The organism is Rhodococcus sp. B50, from assembly GCF_013602415.1.
In the GTDB taxonomy this organism is placed as follows: domain Bacteria; phylum Actinomycetota; class Actinomycetes; order Mycobacteriales; family Mycobacteriaceae; genus Rhodococcus.
In genome coordinates this window covers 2305502-2320724 of sequence record NZ_WPAG02000002.1, presented here as the reverse complement: position 1 = coordinate 2320724, position 15223 = coordinate 2305502, and the positions used below count along the sequence as shown (strand labels likewise).

13 protein-coding genes are annotated in these 15223 nt (G+C 68.0%); 9 read left to right on the top strand and 4 right to left on the bottom strand.

The genetic code is table 11. The annotated features are described in order from the left end of the window. The first annotated feature begins 31 nt into the window (after window positions 1–31). The 7 genes from GON09_RS10870 to GON09_RS10840 all read left to right on the top strand — a co-directional run bounded on the left by GON09_RS10870 (window position 32) and on the right by GON09_RS10840 (window position 9209). Window positions 32–2107, top strand: a complete 2076-nt coding sequence (locus GON09_RS10870) for a hypothetical protein (RefSeq protein ID WP_213931806.1) — start codon at window positions 32–34, stop codon at window positions 2105–2107. A 47-nt stretch (window positions 2108–2154) separates the two neighbouring features. Continuing rightward, window positions 2155–3048 carry a hypothetical protein gene (locus GON09_RS10865; protein WP_213931805.1) on the top strand — a complete coding sequence of 298 codons (894 nt, stop codon included), beginning with the start codon at window positions 2155–2157 and terminating at the stop codon, window positions 3046–3048. A gap of 95 nt (window positions 3049–3143) precedes the next feature. Then, complete coding sequence (locus GON09_RS10860) at window positions 3144–3506, top strand: PadR family transcriptional regulator (RefSeq protein ID WP_064065106.1); 363 nt, start codon at window positions 3144–3146, stop codon at window positions 3504–3506. Next, on the top strand, window positions 3506–4855 hold the full coding sequence (locus GON09_RS10855; RefSeq protein WP_213931804.1) for a permease prefix domain 1-containing protein: 1350 nt from the start codon (window positions 3506–3508) through the stop codon (window positions 4853–4855). Before GON09_RS10860 ends, GON09_RS10855 begins: the two co-directional genes overlap by 1 nt. Window positions 4856–4885: 30 nt before the next feature. Beyond that, window positions 4886–5809, top strand: coding sequence for a LysR family transcriptional regulator (locus GON09_RS10850; protein ID WP_213931803.1), 924 nt, complete (start codon window positions 4886–4888; stop codon window positions 5807–5809). Window positions 5810–5970: 161 nt separating this feature from the next. Continuing rightward, window positions 5971–7308 (top strand): MFS transporter, encoded by a 1338-nt coding sequence (locus GON09_RS10845; RefSeq protein ID WP_213931802.1) that lies wholly within the window; start codon window positions 5971–5973, stop codon window positions 7306–7308. A gap of 2 nt (window positions 7309–7310) precedes the next feature. Next, window positions 7311–9209 (top strand): FAD-dependent monooxygenase, encoded by a 1899-nt coding sequence (locus GON09_RS10840; RefSeq protein ID WP_213931801.1) that lies wholly within the window; start codon window positions 7311–7313, stop codon window positions 9207–9209. Between the two features lie 72 nt (window positions 9210–9281). On the opposite strand, the gene GON09_RS10835 is transcribed toward GON09_RS10840, so the two are convergent. Together GON09_RS10835 and lhgO are read right to left on the bottom strand one after the other, a co-directional pair. Beyond that, window positions 9282–9941, bottom strand: a complete 660-nt coding sequence (locus tag GON09_RS10835) for an SDR family oxidoreductase (RefSeq protein WP_213931800.1) — start codon at window positions 9939–9941, stop codon at window positions 9282–9284. Between the two features lie 87 nt (window positions 9942–10028). Continuing rightward, window positions 10029–11225, bottom strand: a complete 1197-nt coding sequence (lhgO, locus tag GON09_RS10830) for an L-2-hydroxyglutarate oxidase (protein WP_213934402.1) — start codon at window positions 11223–11225, stop codon at window positions 10029–10031. A 245-nt stretch (window positions 11226–11470) separates the two neighbouring features. On the opposite strand from lhgO, the gene GON09_RS10825 reads away from it, so the two are divergent. Both GON09_RS10825 and GON09_RS10820 read left to right on the top strand, forming a co-directional pair. Continuing rightward, window positions 11471–12271 carry a DUF5602 domain-containing protein gene (locus GON09_RS10825; protein WP_213931799.1) on the top strand — a complete coding sequence of 267 codons (801 nt, stop codon included), beginning with the start codon at window positions 11471–11473 and terminating at the stop codon, window positions 12269–12271. 75 nt (window positions 12272–12346) lie between these two features. Next, a complete protein-coding gene (locus tag GON09_RS10820; protein WP_213931798.1) occupies window positions 12347–12802 on the top strand; it encodes an SRPBCC family protein in 456 nt (151 codons plus the stop codon). Between the two features lie 57 nt (window positions 12803–12859). Here the strand turns inward: GON09_RS10820 and GON09_RS10815 are convergent, their stop codons facing one another. Both GON09_RS10815 and GON09_RS10810 read right to left on the bottom strand, forming a co-directional pair. Beyond that, complete coding sequence (locus tag GON09_RS10815; RefSeq protein ID WP_213931797.1) at window positions 12860–13978, bottom strand: glycosyltransferase; 1119 nt, start codon at window positions 13976–13978, stop codon at window positions 12860–12862. 4 nt (window positions 13979–13982) lie between these two features. Continuing rightward, window positions 13983–15140 (bottom strand): helix-turn-helix transcriptional regulator, encoded by a 1158-nt coding sequence (locus GON09_RS10810; RefSeq protein WP_213931796.1) that lies wholly within the window; start codon window positions 15138–15140, stop codon window positions 13983–13985. Window positions 15141–15223 lie beyond the last annotated feature (83 nt).

Sequence of the window (15223 nt, the reverse complement as noted above, 5' to 3'; positions counted from 1 at the left end):
TCCGCCGGGCGTGGAAGAGGAGCAACGGTCAGTGTCGCTGTGGTCTCGTGCGATGTCGGTGGGCGAACTCGACAGCCGTCGCTGGGTGGATCTGATGCCGTGGCTCGACCGCTACGGTTCGGCCCGCACCGCTGCGCTCGGCGCGCTCGTGTCGTCCTCCCGATGGTGGGAGAACGAGTCGCCCGCCACGACCTCCGAGCACACCGAGATCCCCGAACTGTGCGCCGAACTCGCCCACATCTACGTCACCGACCATCCTGAGCTGCGGTTCGCGGACGCTCTGCTGCGTGAGGACGAAGTTCCCGTGGCCGCACTCGATCTCGGTCCGGCCGCCGCGACGCTCGTGGCGCGCCTTCCGCACGCACCCACCACGGCCGAGTTGTTCAGCCGCAGTCCGGCCGATCTGCTCGGGGTCCGCGGCGCCGACCGCGAGGCAGTGGAGGAGATCGTCTGTGCCGCGCTCGTCGCGACGGTGCTCGGCGAGCCGTCCACCCTCGAGACCGATCCGCGTGCCGCGCGGGTGCCCGCTGCGGTGTTGCTCCTCGACGACCTGGCCGCGCTGGCACGGTGGCGCCGGGTGTGCGGTCGGGACGACTCACCCCTCCTGCAGGCCGTGATCGACGACGGAGCGCCGGAGGAGATCCAGGACGCCGCGGCCCGTCTGCGGGCGCTCACCGCCCGAGACCTTCCGGTGACGGCGCCGTCCGATCCGATCGCCGAGCTCACCGAGTACCTGCAGGGACTGCCCGACGCGGAGCGTGCCGCGTTGCGGCGCCGCGTCCACGACGACGTCGACGATCCGGCGGGGCCGTCCACCTTCCCGTTCGGCACGGCGGTGGGCGACCTGCTGGCGGCGTTGCGCGTCGACGTGCGACCGGTGGCGTCGTTCGACCGCATGGTGCGGGCCCACCCGGTGCTGAACCGGACCGTGCCGGGTTTCGACGTGCCCCTGTGGCGAGTGCTGCACCGGCTCGACGATCGTTTCGAGGTCGCGGACGGGTGGATCGCCGTGCCGGATCTGCCGGACGCCGAGAAGCAGACACGGGGACTGCTCTCGGAGTTCGAATCGCCGAACGGTGTGGTCGAGCCGGCCGCGGTGAAGGCGGTGTGGTCACTTCCCGACGGTGAGTTCGAGGCGTGGACGCAGTACTGCGGCACGACGACCTTCGAAGGCCGACTGCTGTCTCCGCCCGCCGGACTCGCGGGTCGTGCCGCCCAGGTCCTCGAGGTGCTCGGCGATCCGCTGACCGCCGACACGCTCGTCGCGCGTATGGGTGTCAACGCCGACGTCCACACGCTCGTCTCCGAACTCGCCGACGACGAGCGCTTCGCGTCCGACGGCGAACGCTGGGCGCTGGCCGAGTGGGACGTCGACGTGGTCATCGCCATCCGCAACCGCATCGCGCGACTGGTGGACGCCCGCGGGGGAAGCGCTGATCGCGACATGGTGGTCGCCGCGCTCGTCGACCGGTTCGGTATCTCCGAGGACTCCGCCCGAACATTTACAGGCGGAGGAGATTTCGAGGTCGTCGACGGTCGCGTCCGGCGTCGTCACCGTTCGCACGTCCCGATCGCCGTGCCCGAGCGCACGCGTCGCCTGTACCGGCTGGGCGACGCCTGGCGGCTGCGGATCCCCGCGACGCGCGACCACCTGCGGGGAGCCGAGTTCACGGTTCCGTCCGCCGTCGCGACGATCGCCGGCTGTGCGCCGGGTGGGCATGTGGTGCTGCCGTCCCGCCTGGGAGGGCAGACCCTGCGCTGGACGGGACCGGCGCCGCTCCTGTCCTCGATCCGCCGGTTCCTCGAGGACGTCGGCGTGGAGGAGGACAACGAGCTGCTGCTCGAGATCCGTACCGACGGCCGGTTCGACGTCCTGCCGCTGCGCACCGTCGCCGACAACGCCGAACCGTTGCGCAAGGCGCTCTCGCTCATCGGCCACACCGAACCGGAGACCGTCCCCGAGGAGCGGATCGCGGCGGCACTTGCCTCGGCCCTCGGCCTCGACGGGGAGTCGCGTCCGCGGCGGATCCTGTCGGCCTACCGCGCCCGCCGGGAGACGGAGGTGGTCGCGCTGCTCGAGCAGGCCTGGGTGCGCGTCGCGAACTGATCGGGAGACGTGATGCATCCGGACCTCGGACGTAGCACGATTGAGGAATGGCCGACACGTCGAAACCTGCCGCCGCAGTCCCCACCGCTCCCGACGCGGTCCTCGAGGCGTTGCGCGGAGCCATCGCGTCGGTGGAGGCCGCCGTCGTGCGGCTCGAAGGCGAGGATGCGGCACCCGGAACCGTCGACCGTGTGCTCGACCTGGCCGGGGCACCCCCGGCCGGCGACATCGTCGCCACTCACAACACCCTGACCAGAGCGGCATCGATCGTCGACCACACCGGCGGTCTGTCCGACAGGGACTGGTCGGCCATCGCCGAGGTGGGCCCCGTCTTCGCCGAGACCGTGATCCGTCTGCGCGGTCACGTCTCGTCGTCGCTCGACGATCTCGGGCTCGACGCGACGGTGGGCGAGCACATCGAACTGCTGCAGAAGGTGGCGGCGGAAGGAGCGCTGGGGGAGACGCTCCAGCTGCTCGTGATCGTCGAGGACTGCCTGTTCCTGTGGCATCGCGTGCACCTGGCGCGCACGCGTGACGAGGAGTTGCGCGACGCGCTGGCGTCCGCACGGCAGGTTCTGTCCGACCACTTCACGCAGGATGCGGCGTTGCTCCGCCGCGCCCGCGCCGCACTGGCCCGATTCGCGGAGGGAACTCCGATCGAGGTCGTCCGTCGTCTGTCGTCGGGACGGACCACGAAGGTGCTCGCGGGTCTGCGTCAGGACTTCGACGACTTCCGGTGGGCGTGCCGTGCCGACGAGGCCGGCTGGCTCGACGACGAGGACCCTGTGGTGGCCGAGGCTCTCGACTCGATGAGCAGTCCGCTCAAGGCGGTCGGGGGAGTCCTCGGCGACGTGTTCGAACGCGGCCGGGCTCGGGTGACGGAGACGTGGAATCGCTCCGACGAGTCCGCGCCCGCTGCCGAGACCGGCGACGAGCAATAGGAGTTCCGGTACCGAAGATGTGAGAACGCACGGTTCGCATACCTAGCTCTGCTAGGGTCACCGCTATCCATAGAACTTCTAGGTATGAGGGCGACATGTTCATCGAGAAGGATCTGGTGGCCGCCTCCGCCACCCCGCTCGTGCTCGGCATCCTCGCCGAGGGCGAGTCGTACGGGTACGCGATCATCAAACGCGTCAACGAGCTGTCGCAAGGCCGGATGCAATGGACCGACGGGATGCTCTATCCCCTCCTGCACCGCCTCGAGCGGGCGGGGCACGTGTCCGCCACCTGGCGCGTCGCCGACAACGGGCGCCGCCGCAAGCATTACGCCATCACCGACGCGGGTCGTGAGGTCCTCGCCGAACGGGCGGCGCAGTGGACGGTCGTCGCCGACGCGCTGCACCAGGTGTGGCAGTCGGCCCAATTGCCTCCCGCGGCCGCACCGGGGTGGTCGTGATGACACTCGATGCGCACCTCGAATCCCGGATCGCCGGCTGGCGCAGTTACGTCGCCGACCGCCGGGTGATCTCGCCCTCCGACATCGACGAAATGGAAGACCATCTCCGCGAACAGATCTCGGAGTTCGTGTCGGTCGGATTGACGGCCGACGAGGCGTTCCTGGTCGCGGTCGGCAGGATGGGAGGTCTCGACGAGATCTCCCACGAGTTCGCCCAGGAGCACTCCGACCGCCTGTGGAAGCAACTCGTCCTCACCCGCCACGGCGGAGAGGAAGCCGGAACCCCGCGTCGCCGCAGAGAACTCGCGGTCGTCCTCGCCTGCGCGCTCGGCGCCGGACTGGCCGTGCGGGCCGGGCTCGAGTGGCTCCCGGAGACCGCGCTCCTGCGCAACGCCGCCGTGCTCGTCCTGCCGTTCCTCGCGTTGTACTTCGCGTGGAAACGGGAGATGAGCCCGAAGAGCAGTGCGCTTCTTGCCGTTCCGTTCGTCCTCTCGGCGGTCGTGCTCAACGTGTTCCCCTTCGAGCCGGGTGGTGCCACCGAGGTCATCGCGGCGATCCACGCCCCGGTCGTCCTGTGGTTCGTGGTGGGCGCGGCCTACGTCGCAGGGCAATGGCGTTCCCATCGCCGACGCATGGACTTCGTGCGCTTCACCGGGGAATGGGCTGTGTACCTGGCGCTGCTCGCGCTGGGAGGCGGCGTGCTCATGGGGCTGACCGCCGGTGCCTTCAGCGCCCTGGGGATCGACCTCGAACCGTTCTTCGAACAGTGGATCGTCCCGTTCGCACCGGCCGGAGCGATCGTCGTCGCGGCGTGGCTCGTCGAAGCGAAACAGCAGGTCGTGGAGAACATCGCACCCGTACTCACCCGGGTGTTCACACCCGTCACGATCCTCATGCTGGTCGCGCTGTTCGTCGCGGTGGTCGCCTCCCACAGCGTCGTCGACGTCGACCGGGGCCTGCTGATCCTCATGGACCTGATCCTCGTGCTCGTACTCGGGCTCCTGCTGTATTCCATCTCGGCCCGCGACCCGCATGCCGCACCGGACGTCTTCGATCTGTTGCAGGTCGTGCTGATCGCCGCGGCGCTCGCTGTCGATCTGCTGATGCTCACCGCGATGGCCTCGCGCATCGCCGAGTTCGGCTTCACCGCGAACAAGGTCACCGCGCTCGGCCTGAACCTCGTCCTCATGGTGAATCTGGTGTGGGCGGCCCGGCTCGGTGTGTCGTTTCTGCGGGGACGCGCCGGTTTCGCAGCCGTCGAGCGGTGGCAGATGCGGTATCTGCCCGTCTACTTCGGGTGGGCGGCGCTGGCGGTCGTCGTGATTCCACCGCTGTTCCGGTTCGTCTGAGCGTCCCCGGCCCGGGGCTACGGTAGGAGCATGCCCAGGACGGACGCGGTGCCCAACTACACGATCAGGCAACTCGCGGCCTTCGTCGCCGTTGCCGAGTGGGGCACCATCACCGCGGCCGCCGACGCGATGCACATGTCGCACTCGGCGGTGTCCTCCGCGATCACCGATCTGGAGAAGGCCCTCGCGGTGAAGCTCCTCGTCCGGCAACGCGCGCGCGGAGTCAAGCTGACGCCGACCGGTCACGCGGTGCTCGAACGGGCGAAGATGCTGCTGCACCACGCGAGCGAACTCGAGAGCGATGCGCGTTCGGAGGCGGGCGACGTCGTCGGGCCTGTGGCGGTGGGGTGCTACCTCTCACTCGCCCCGACGTTGTTGCCCGCTCTCATCGCCGAGTTCACCCGCGCCCATCCCCGGGCCGACGTCGATTTCCGCGAGGACACCCAGACTCGTCTGCGGATGCTGCTCGACTCACACGAACTCGACGTGGCCTTCCTCTACGACCTGGATCTCGAACCGGGACTCGAGACGGTCACCCTCGACGTGCGTGAGCCCATGGTGCTCGTCTCGGCCGATCACCCCCTCGCCGGCGCCTCGCGGGTACGCCTGCGCGACCTCGCCGACGAACCGATGGTGCTCCTCGACGCTCCGCCGAGTTCGGGGCACGCCCTGCGGGTGTGCGCCGAGGCGGGCTTCACCCCGTCCATCGCGTACCGGACCCAGACCTTCGAGACGGCGCGATCGTTCGTCGGCCGCGGACTGGGGTGGACTCTGCTCGTGCAGCGGCCTGCCGTCGACGTCACCTACGAGGGCCGGGCACTCGTCCTGCTGCCCATAGTCGACCCGACTCCGGAACCCGTTCCGGTCGTGCTCGCCTGGCGCAAGGACGCCCTCCCGAGCCGTGTTGCCCAAACTTTCACCGACTTCGTCGTCGATGCCGCGAGGACTGCGTAAGCCCTCTGACATGGTCGAACGTCCGCATTCGCGGAATTTCCGTGAATATTCACCGACTTTGTGCGCTTTGCAAACGATGTGACCGCTCTCATCATTGGTCCATTACATCCGAACGCTCGTTAATCGGATGCCTCGGATCGACCGCCGGAGAGGGCACGAACATGACCGTCCTTGACTCGACGCCGCAGTCGTCGACAAGAGCCGCACGCAAAGCCGCGCTCGGCAGTTTCGTCGGCACTGCCATCGAGTGGTACGACTTCTTCATCTACGGCACGGCAGCGGCACTCGTGCTCGGCCCGCAGTTCTTCCCCGGTTCGTCCGACGTGGCCGGAACGCTGGCGGCCTTCGCCACGCTCGCGGTCGGGTTCATCGCACGCCCCATCGGCGGCGTCGTGATGGGTCACTTCGGTGACCGCATCGGCCGTAAGTCCATGCTCGTCGTCTCGCTGCTGCTGATGGGCTTCGCGACCGTGGCGATCGGTCTGCTCCCGAACTACGCGGCTATCGGCGTGGCGGCACCGATCCTGCTCGTCGCCCTGCGTTTCATCCAGGGTCTCGGTGTCGGCGGTGAGTGGGGCGGAGCGGTGCTCGTCGCCACCGAGAACGCCCCGGCCGGAAAGCGCGGCCTCTACGGTGCGGCGCCGCAGATCGGTGTGCCGGCCGGTGTGCTGCTCGCGAACCTCGTCTACCTGCCGCTGACCGCCTTCCTCAGCGAGGAGACGTTCAACGCCTGGGGCTGGCGCGTCCCGTTCCTCGCCTCGGCGGTACTCGTCTTCGTCGCCATGTGGATCCGCCTGGGTCTCGAGGAGAGCGCGGAGTTCAAGGCCGCCAAGGACGCACCCGCGACCGAGGAGAAACTGCCGATCCTCGAGGTGCTGACCCAGCACTGGAAGACCGTGCTGCTCGCCGGCGGCACCTTCATCGCCACCAACGGCATCGCCTACGCCTACATGGTCTACGTCCTCAAGTACGGCGAGGCCACGCTCGGTTTCAGCAAGACCACGATGCTCACGCTGCTGATCGCCTCGTGCCCGTTCTGGATGGCCGGCATGGCCTTTGCCGCGTGGCGTTCCGATCTCGTAGGACGCCGCAACATCTACATCAAGTCGTCTGCGGCACTGGTCGTTGCGGCCGCCCTGTTCTTCCCCCTGATGGACACCGCGATCCTGCCGGTCATGCTCGTCGCGATGGTCGGCCTCGGGTTCACCCTCGGCTGCTGTGCCGGCCCGCAGTCGGCCCTGTTCGCCGAACTGTTCCCGGCCAAGATCCGCTACAGCGGTGCGTCCCTGGGCTACCAGGTCGGCGCGATCCTCGGCGGCGGTCTCGCACCGATGGTCGCGACCTCCCTGTTCGCCGCGACCGGCACCTCTCTGTCCATCACCGGCTACTTCGTGCTGATCGCGCTCATCAGCCTCATGAGCATCCTGCTGCTCCGAGTGCCCTCCGCCGGGCACGCGGACTTCACCGACTCCCGTCGTTCTTCCGAGGAAGGTGTCTGACCATGTCGACCTACTACCAGCCGCCCAAGTACTCCGCGTCGGAGTTCGACTCGATGACCCCGGCCGACGAGACGCTGCCCGTCGTCGTGGTCGGTGCTGGTCCGGTCGGCATGGCCGTCGCCCTCGGCCTGGCCCAGCGCGGTGTGCCCGTCACGATCCTCGAAGCCGCCGACCAGGTGTCCTTCGGCTCGCGTGCCATCTGCATCTCCCGACACAGCCTCGAGGCCGCCGCACGACTCGGCTTCGGTGAGGAACTCGAGAAGATCGTGCTGCCGTGGGTCGGTGGCCGCAGCTTCTACCGCGACCGGCAGGTTCTGCACTTCCAGATGCCGCAGCGTGATTTCGACGTCCGCCCACCCATGATCAACGTCTCCCAGTCGGAGTTCGAGCAGATCATGGTCGACACCATCGAGCAGAACCCCCTCATCACGCTGCACTGGAAGGCGCCGATCGCCGGGATCCTGCGCGGCGAGGACGAGGTCACCCTGGAGGTCGACACCGTTGCCGGCAAGCGCCACCTGCGGGCGCGGTGGGTCGTCGCCGCCGACGGCGGCCGTAGCCGCATGCGCGAACTCGCGGGACTGCGGTTGCAGGGCACCAGCTACGAGGGTCGCTACGTCATCGCCGACATCCACTGGGAGTCCGATCTCCCCGCGGAGCGCATGGTCTGGTTCGACCCGCCGAGCAACCCCGGCTCGACGATCATCATGCACAAGCAGCCCGGCAACATCTGGCGCATCGACTACCAGCTCGATCCCTCCGAGGACGCCGAGATCGAGACGCAGGAGGACGCGATCCGCGCCCGGATCGCCAAGCATCTCGACTGGCTGCAGAACGACCTGCCGTGGACCCTGGAGTGGAAGGGCTTCTACAGCGCCCGCGCGCTCGCCCTCGACGAGTTCACCCACGACCGCCTGCTCTTCGCCGGTGACGCAGCGCATCTCGTGCCGATCTTCGGTGTGCGCGGCCTCAACTCGGGCATGGAGGACGCCGAGACCCTCGCGTGGCAGCTCGCCGCAGTCGTGAACGGCAACGCCGAACCCGCACTGCTGCAGGCCTACTCGTTCGAACGTCACAACGCGTGGGAGCAGAACGTCGCCAATGCCGGCAAGTCCACGCTCATCATGAGCCCCGGCAGTCACGGCTACCGCACCACACGCGACGCGATCCTCGCGCTCGCGGTGGGGCGCCCCGAGTTCGGGCACCTGATCAACCCCCGTCAGTCCAGCGCCACCCACGCCCGTCTGTCGCCGCTGACCTGGTCGGTCGCTCCCGGAACCGAGGGCGTGCTGCCGGGCGATCCCGTCGAGGACCGCCGGATCCGCATCGCGGGCGAGGAGACGTCGCTGAACAAGGCGCGCGGAACCGGATTCGCCGTGCTCGGTGTGGGCCTCGACGAAGCAGGCGCGGCCGCTCTCGCCACCGCCACGAGCGAACTGGCGCACGCGCTCGCACCCGAGAGCGTCCGTGCCCTGGCCATCGAGAGCGCTGCGGTGGACGGCGTGACGCTCCTCGACGCACCCGAGCTCGTCGACGCACTCGGTGCGACGGTCGGCGAGGCCTTCGTGATCCGTCCCGACGGACTGCTGCTGTGCCGCGTGCAGGTCGCGGACCTGGGCGGTGTCGCGGCGTCCCTGAGCTCCGGAGTCGCGCCGGCCGGCGCCGAACTCCCGGCCCGCCCCGCCGAGCAGGTCACCGAGGACGACCAGCGTCGTGAGAACGTGTGGCTCGGTCTGTCGACGGCTCTGGACCAGGCCGCCGAGGACGACCGCGAGGGCTTCCTGGTGCGACTCGCGCTGGTCCTCGGCTCGCAGGTCGACCGCCGGCAGTTCGAGGAGGCCATCGCGGCCGCCGCGGACACCTCGCCGCTGCGCGTGGAAGAACTGGCTCCGCAGGTCTGAGCGGTTATCTCGCTCGAGCGTCCGCCCCCGGTTGTCCCCTGCTACCGGGGGCGGACTGCTGTCACGGGGGGACTACCGCAGCGCGTCGAGTGCCTCGTCGATCGGGACGTCACCGTTGTTGAACTCGATGGTGCGGCCCGCCGTCTCCGGCCGTTCGAGCACGGCTGCGGCGACGGCCGCGACGTCGGCGCGCGAGACCTGCCCCTTGTCGCTCGCCCCGTGCCCTTCGATCTCGATGCGTCCCGTAGGCGGATCGAGGGTCAGCGCGCTCGGGCCGAGAATCGTCCAGTCGAGGTCGGTGCCCCGCAGATGCGTGTCCGCGGCCGACTTGGCCTCGGCATAGGCGTAGAAGCTGTTGTCCTCGGGGACGCCGTGGTCCGGGCGGGCTCCGAAATACGACACCATCACGTACCGGCGCACCCCGGCCTCCTGCGCGGCGGTCATCGATGCGATCGCTGCGTCCCGGTCCACCGCGTAGGTGCGTTCGGGATTCCCGCCGCCCGCGCCCGCAGACCAGACCACTGCGTCGTGACCGCGCAGCAGTTCGGTGATCTCGGCGATGTCCATCTTCTCGACGTCGGCCACGACCGGTGTGCCACCGGCAGCCCGCACATCGTCGGCGTGATCGGGATTGCGGATGAACGCACTGGTCTCGTGACCGGCATCGGCCAGCAGTCGCTCGAGATGGAGTGCGACCTTGCCGTGTCCTCCGAAGAGTGCGATTCGTGCCATGGAGACCTCCTGACGATGACGTGGTTCCCGTGCAGCATGCCCCGAACCGGCCACCGCGAACCGTGACGTACTCCGTGAACCGCGTGATCAGCCGATACGTTCGAGCGCGCGGTCGACGAGATACTCGGCGATCGCCATCGACGAGGTGGCACCGGGCGACGGAGCGTTGCGCAGGTGCACGACCCGGCCGTGGCCGGTGACGACGAAGTCGTCCTCGAGGCCGCCGTCGGAGTTCATCGCTTGGGCGCGGATGCCGCGCGGTCCCGGCCGCACGTCGTCGACGGTCAACCCGGGCATGTATGCGGCCGCGTCGGCGACGAACCGCCGAGTGCTGCTCGCCGTGCGTAGTTCACGACCCGCTGCGGGGAGATTGTGAGCAGCGAACCGCCAGAAACCGGGCCAAGCGACGGCATCGCGCAGATCCCGCCACGATCCGCGCTCGCCGCGATAGGCCTCGCGACCGGGGGAGAGGAAGGCGTTCGGCCCCACCATCACCTCGCCGTCGATCCGGCGGGTGAGGTGTACTCCGAGGAACGGATAGCGAGGATCGGGCACCGGATAGATCAACCCGCGCACCTTCGCCGCCGCGTCGGGCTCGAGCAACAGATAGTCGCCGAGGAATGGGACGATCCGCGGGTCGCGGGTGTCACCGGAGGTGTGGGCGAGGCGGTCGGACTGCAGTCCCGCGCACGTGATCACCAGGTCGAAGGCCAGTTGATCGTCCGGGATGTCGACGACGACCTGCTCACCCGTCTCGCGGATCGCCGTCACGGTGGTGCCGGTCCGCACCGTGCCCCCTGCGGCCGCGACGTCGTCCGCGAGCGCGCGGGTGACGGCGACGAAATCGATGATCGCCGTGTGTGGGGAGTGCAGGGCTGCGATCCCGACGGCGTGCGGTTCGATCGCCGTGATCTCGTCGTCGCCGATACGTCTGATGCCGGGGACCCCGTTCGCCGTGGCCCGCGAGAAGATCGCGTCGAGTCGGCCGAGTTCCGATTCGTCGAGGGCGACGACGAGTTTGCCGCACTCGTCGTAGGGCAGACCCTTGTCCGTGGTGAACGTCTGTAACAACTCCACTCCGCGCCTGCACAACCGGGCCTTGAGGCTTCCGGGCGTGTAGTAGAGGCCGGCGTGCACGACGCCGCTGTTGTGCCCCGTCTGATGCGCGGCGAGCCGGTCCTCCTTCTCGAACAGAGTGACGTCGGCGTCCGAGAGGGCGAGTTGCCGAGCGGTCGCGGCACCGATGATGCCCCCACCGACCACCGCGACGCGAAGGTTGCGAATACTCAAGGGCCGCTCCCCGTTCTCCGCGGATCGTGGTGTCCGTCTGCAGTTCGGCGAGTATATGCCGCGACGGCTCGCCGACAAGCACGATCCGGGTAGGGGAACCGGCACTGTTCGAAGCAGTTCTGACCGGAACACTCGCGAAATCCCCCGAGTGAGGGATGGTCGAGGCACCCGACCCCGGCCGACACTGAATTCACGGAAGAGAGGGGTTCATCGAGAACCCTCGTCGATCGGATATCACCATGAAGAAATATCGATCACGTCGTTCCATTGCTCTGCTCGTGGCGACCTGCCTCGCCGTGGCGATGGCGGGCGTGGCCTCGGCGGTGCCAGCTCCTGCCCACCTGCATTTCGGTCGGGCCGTGAGTGTCGGCGACGGAACTGCGCGTGCGTATGCCACCCTCGACGCGAACGGCGCTCCGACTGCCGTCGGCATCCGTCTCTCGCCGACTGTCCTCGACGGACTGCCCGATGCCGACGGGATGTACATGCTGCACCTGCCCGTTCAGGCGTCCGACACGGTGTTCGACCACGTCATGTTGAACTGGAATCCGCGTGGACACGACCCGACCGTGCTGTTCGGCAAGCCGCATTTCGACGTGCACTTCTACATGACCGACATGGCGTCGATCGAACGGATCGACCCTGCCGCACCCGATTACGCCGACCGCGCGGCACGGCTTCCGGACCCGAAGTACATGCCTGTCGATTACGTGACCCCGCCGGGCATGCTTGCCTCCCAGTTGGCGGTGCCGCTCATGGGTGTGCACTGGCTCGACGTCACGGAGGGAATGGTCCCCGGCGTCTACAACTTCACCGAGACCTTCATCAACGGATCGTGGGACGGCGACTACACATTCATGGAACCGATGATGACACGGGAGTGGCTGCTCACACGTCCGGCGATCCGCGAACAGATCAAGTTGCCGGCCGCCTATCAGCACTCGGCCTACTATCCCACCGTCTACAGCGTCGGATTCGACGAGCAGGCACAGGAATACGACATCGCCCTCGAAGGGATGGTTCCGCGTCAGGCGTCCTGATCGCGATGCCCGTGAGAAATCCTGCGGAGACACAGGAATCGTTCAGTGCGAAATCAATCCGAACGGAGGAATGTCATGCCCGTAACCGAGGAATCCGTCGTCATCGACAAACCTGTCGACGAGGTCTTCGCCTTCTTCGCCGACCCGGAGAGCGCTCCGGTGTACATGGCGAATGTGATGGACTACGAGCTGGTCTCGGGTGAAGGCGGCAAGGAGGGATCGCTCGCGCGTGCCATCGTCAAGGTCGCCGGACGGAAAATCGAACTCACCGAGGAACTGGCTCGGGTCGAGCCCGGCAGAGCCCAGCACCGCCGCAGCGTGAAGAGTCCGATCCGGTACGAGACCGTCTATCGCTTCGATCCGGTGGAGACGGGAACCCGCGTCACCTTCCACCAGGACACCGAGGACGTCGGGAGCTTCTTCGGCAAATTCACTCAGCCCGTGGTGGAGAAACTGTACGCACGCGATGTGCGGAACAACCTCGAACACGCGAAACAGCTCCTGGAGGAGGGGGATGCGGACGAAGGGTGACGTGAAGTCCCGACCGGCACCTGTCAGGGGGGGTGCCGGTCGCTTCGCGTGCACTCGTCAGTGGTCTGTTCGTCGGTGGTCGACGAGCGTCAGAACTCGATCGGCCGCTGCCGATGCCCCGTCGACACCCCGGAGCCGAACACCGAGTTCCCCTGCCGCCGTGCGATACCCGTCCTCGGTCAGCAGACTGTTCAAGGCAGCGCGCACCTGCTCGGGCGACGCGGTCTTCCGGAGGCGGATGCCCGCACCGGCCTTCGCCACCTCGCGACCGATCATCGCCTGATCCGTCACTGCGGACATGGGCATGATCAGCATCGGAAGACCGTGGGCCAGTGCCCGGAAGGCCGTCGCATGCCCGCCGTGCCCCACGACCACCGAGCAGGTCGGCATCAACTCGTGGTGCGGAACGTACCGGCGGACGGCCGCATTGGGCGGTACGCGCAATCCGGTGGGATCGATCGCAGGTCCGGTGGTGACGACGAACTCGGCGTCCATCTCGGCCGCCGCATCGAAGATGCTCTGGTAGGTACGGCGCTGGCCCGGGAAACCCGCCGTGCTCAGGCTGACGAGTACTCGCGGCGGTGTTCGTCCGACCGCGGCGGCCTTCGCGTCGTGGATCGCACCCGTCCAGATCAGCGAACCGTTCGTGTGCCGTCGCCCGGCCGGGTCGAGCACCCGATCCGAGCACACCAACCGCATGTCGGCCTGCTCCCACAGCCGCTTCGGACCCAGGCCGCGCAGACGCGCGCCGATCCCGAACGGCCCGTGACGGAACGAACCGTCGAATGCGGAGAAGAAGGTGTGGAACAGCACTACGTGCGGCACTCCGGTGCGCGCCGCCGCGTCCTGGGCGTTGAACAACATGCAGTCGACGATCACCAGATCGGTCGGTTCCCTGGTGATCTCGTCGTGCACGTCCCGGGCGACCGCGGCGTCCGTCGTCATGGCGAGGGCCATGGTCAGCACCTTCGCAGTGCTCAGCTCGACGTGCGGGGTCCAGGGCGGTGAGTGACGATAGCTGCAGAAGACGAGACCGGCGTCCTCCGCGACTTTCCGCTGCGACTCGTGGCCGAGAACCCGCACGTGGTGGCCGCGGCGATGCAACTCGCGTCCGAGCGCTGCTTCGGGCGGGTAGTTCCCGCCACCCTCCAACGTGACGATCAGGATGCGTGCCACGTTTTCACCTCTTCCGCTGCGCACCGACCCGGACGTCCTCGGGGGCCGGCTTCTCGACGAACCACCCATCCGGTCCGACCGTCGTACCGATCCGGGGCAGGCAGTGGGTGAAGAACAACCGTGCGACGAGTTCCTGACGGCTGCCCACACCGGTCTTCGCATAGATGCTCTTCAGATGGTCCTGCACGGTGTACGGACTGATGAACAGTCCACGTGCGATCTCGGTGCGTGACTCTCCCGCGAGAACGCGCGCGAGGACATCGGTCTCCCGCTCGGTGAGGCCGTGGAGCGCGGCCGTGAGGGCCACGAGCTGAGCAGGTTGTGCGGGTTCGATGGCGACGACGATCCGGGCCGATTCTCCTCGGCCGTCCAGCGACCCGGCCCGGAGGACGAGCCACTGACCGTCCTGCGTGCGGGCACGTACAGCACGCGCTGCGGTGCCCTCGTATCGGAATCGAACAGCGATCACCACGGCGGGGAGCATGAAGGAACCTTCGTAGCCGAGACGCTCGAGATACTCCGTCGCCTGGGGAGTGGCCGATTCGATCTCGTTGTCCGCTCCCACGACCACGACCGCCGGTCCGGAACCGGCAAGTGATTCGTCGGATGCGAGTAGAGGGGATCCGCGCAACAGCGACAACCGGAGTCCGTCACCGATCTCGCTCACGCATCCCGCGAGCGTCGCCACCTCCTCGGCGTCGAAGCGACGGCCGGGACCGCGCATGAGAGTGCCTCCGCCCCAGACGCGGCCGTCGCGACCCCGGAAGACGAGTCGCACTTCGTCGTCCATTCCCTGAGGTTCGAGGATTTCGTTGTAGGGCAGGGCATCGCGGATGTCGCAGTCGAGGGCCTCGCGGATCGTCTGGACACCGGTTCGTGTCCGGGCGAGCCTGCCGTAGGTGTTCGCGAAACACGACGTGCCGTATTCGATGTGCGCCACCGTCTCGGCAGCGCGACCGGAGGGGTCGTCGGCATCGAGCATGGTTACGCCCGTGAACATCATGCTCGCCGGATCGACGAGGGCGATGCAGCCGATGTCGAAGGGGATGCGCCGGCGGATGGCGTCGAGGGCGGCGCGCCGGAACTCGGTGGGTTCAGCGGTTCCGAGCGCGACGTCCCGCACCTCGTCACGAAGCGCCCCTGCCTGCCGTGCCGCGGCCATATTCTCAGTATGTGCTGGTCACGGCTCTCTCGATACCCCTCGACGCGGTAGGAACTCCGCATATACGGCGAATGCCGTCCCCG

Coding starts and splice junctions, on each gene's coding strand:
- GON09_RS10865 (WP_213931805.1), top strand. CDS start 2,155: ATGGCCGACACGTCGAAACCTGCCGCCGCAGTCCCCACCGCTCCCGAC.
- GON09_RS10860 (WP_064065106.1), top strand. CDS start 3,144: ATGTTCATCGAGAAGGATCTGGTGGCCGCCTCCGCCACCCCGCTCGTG.
- GON09_RS10855 (WP_213931804.1), top strand. CDS start 3,506: ATGACACTCGATGCGCACCTCGAATCCCGGATCGCCGGCTGGCGCAGT.
- GON09_RS10850 (WP_213931803.1), top strand. CDS start 4,886: ATGCCCAGGACGGACGCGGTGCCCAACTACACGATCAGGCAACTCGCG.
- GON09_RS10845 (WP_213931802.1), top strand. CDS start 5,971: ATGACCGTCCTTGACTCGACGCCGCAGTCGTCGACAAGAGCCGCACGC.
- GON09_RS10840 (WP_213931801.1), top strand. CDS start 7,311: ATGTCGACCTACTACCAGCCGCCCAAGTACTCCGCGTCGGAGTTCGAC.
- GON09_RS10835 (WP_213931800.1), bottom strand. CDS start 9,941: ATGGCACGAATCGCACTCTTCGGAGGACACGGCAAGGTCGCACTCCAT.
- GON09_RS10825 (WP_213931799.1), top strand. CDS start 11,471: ATGAAGAAATATCGATCACGTCGTTCCATTGCTCTGCTCGTGGCGACC.
- GON09_RS10820 (WP_213931798.1), top strand. CDS start 12,347: ATGCCCGTAACCGAGGAATCCGTCGTCATCGACAAACCTGTCGACGAG.
- GON09_RS10810 (WP_213931796.1), bottom strand. CDS start 15,140: ATGGCCGCGGCACGGCAGGCAGGGGCGCTTCGTGACGAGGTGCGGGAC.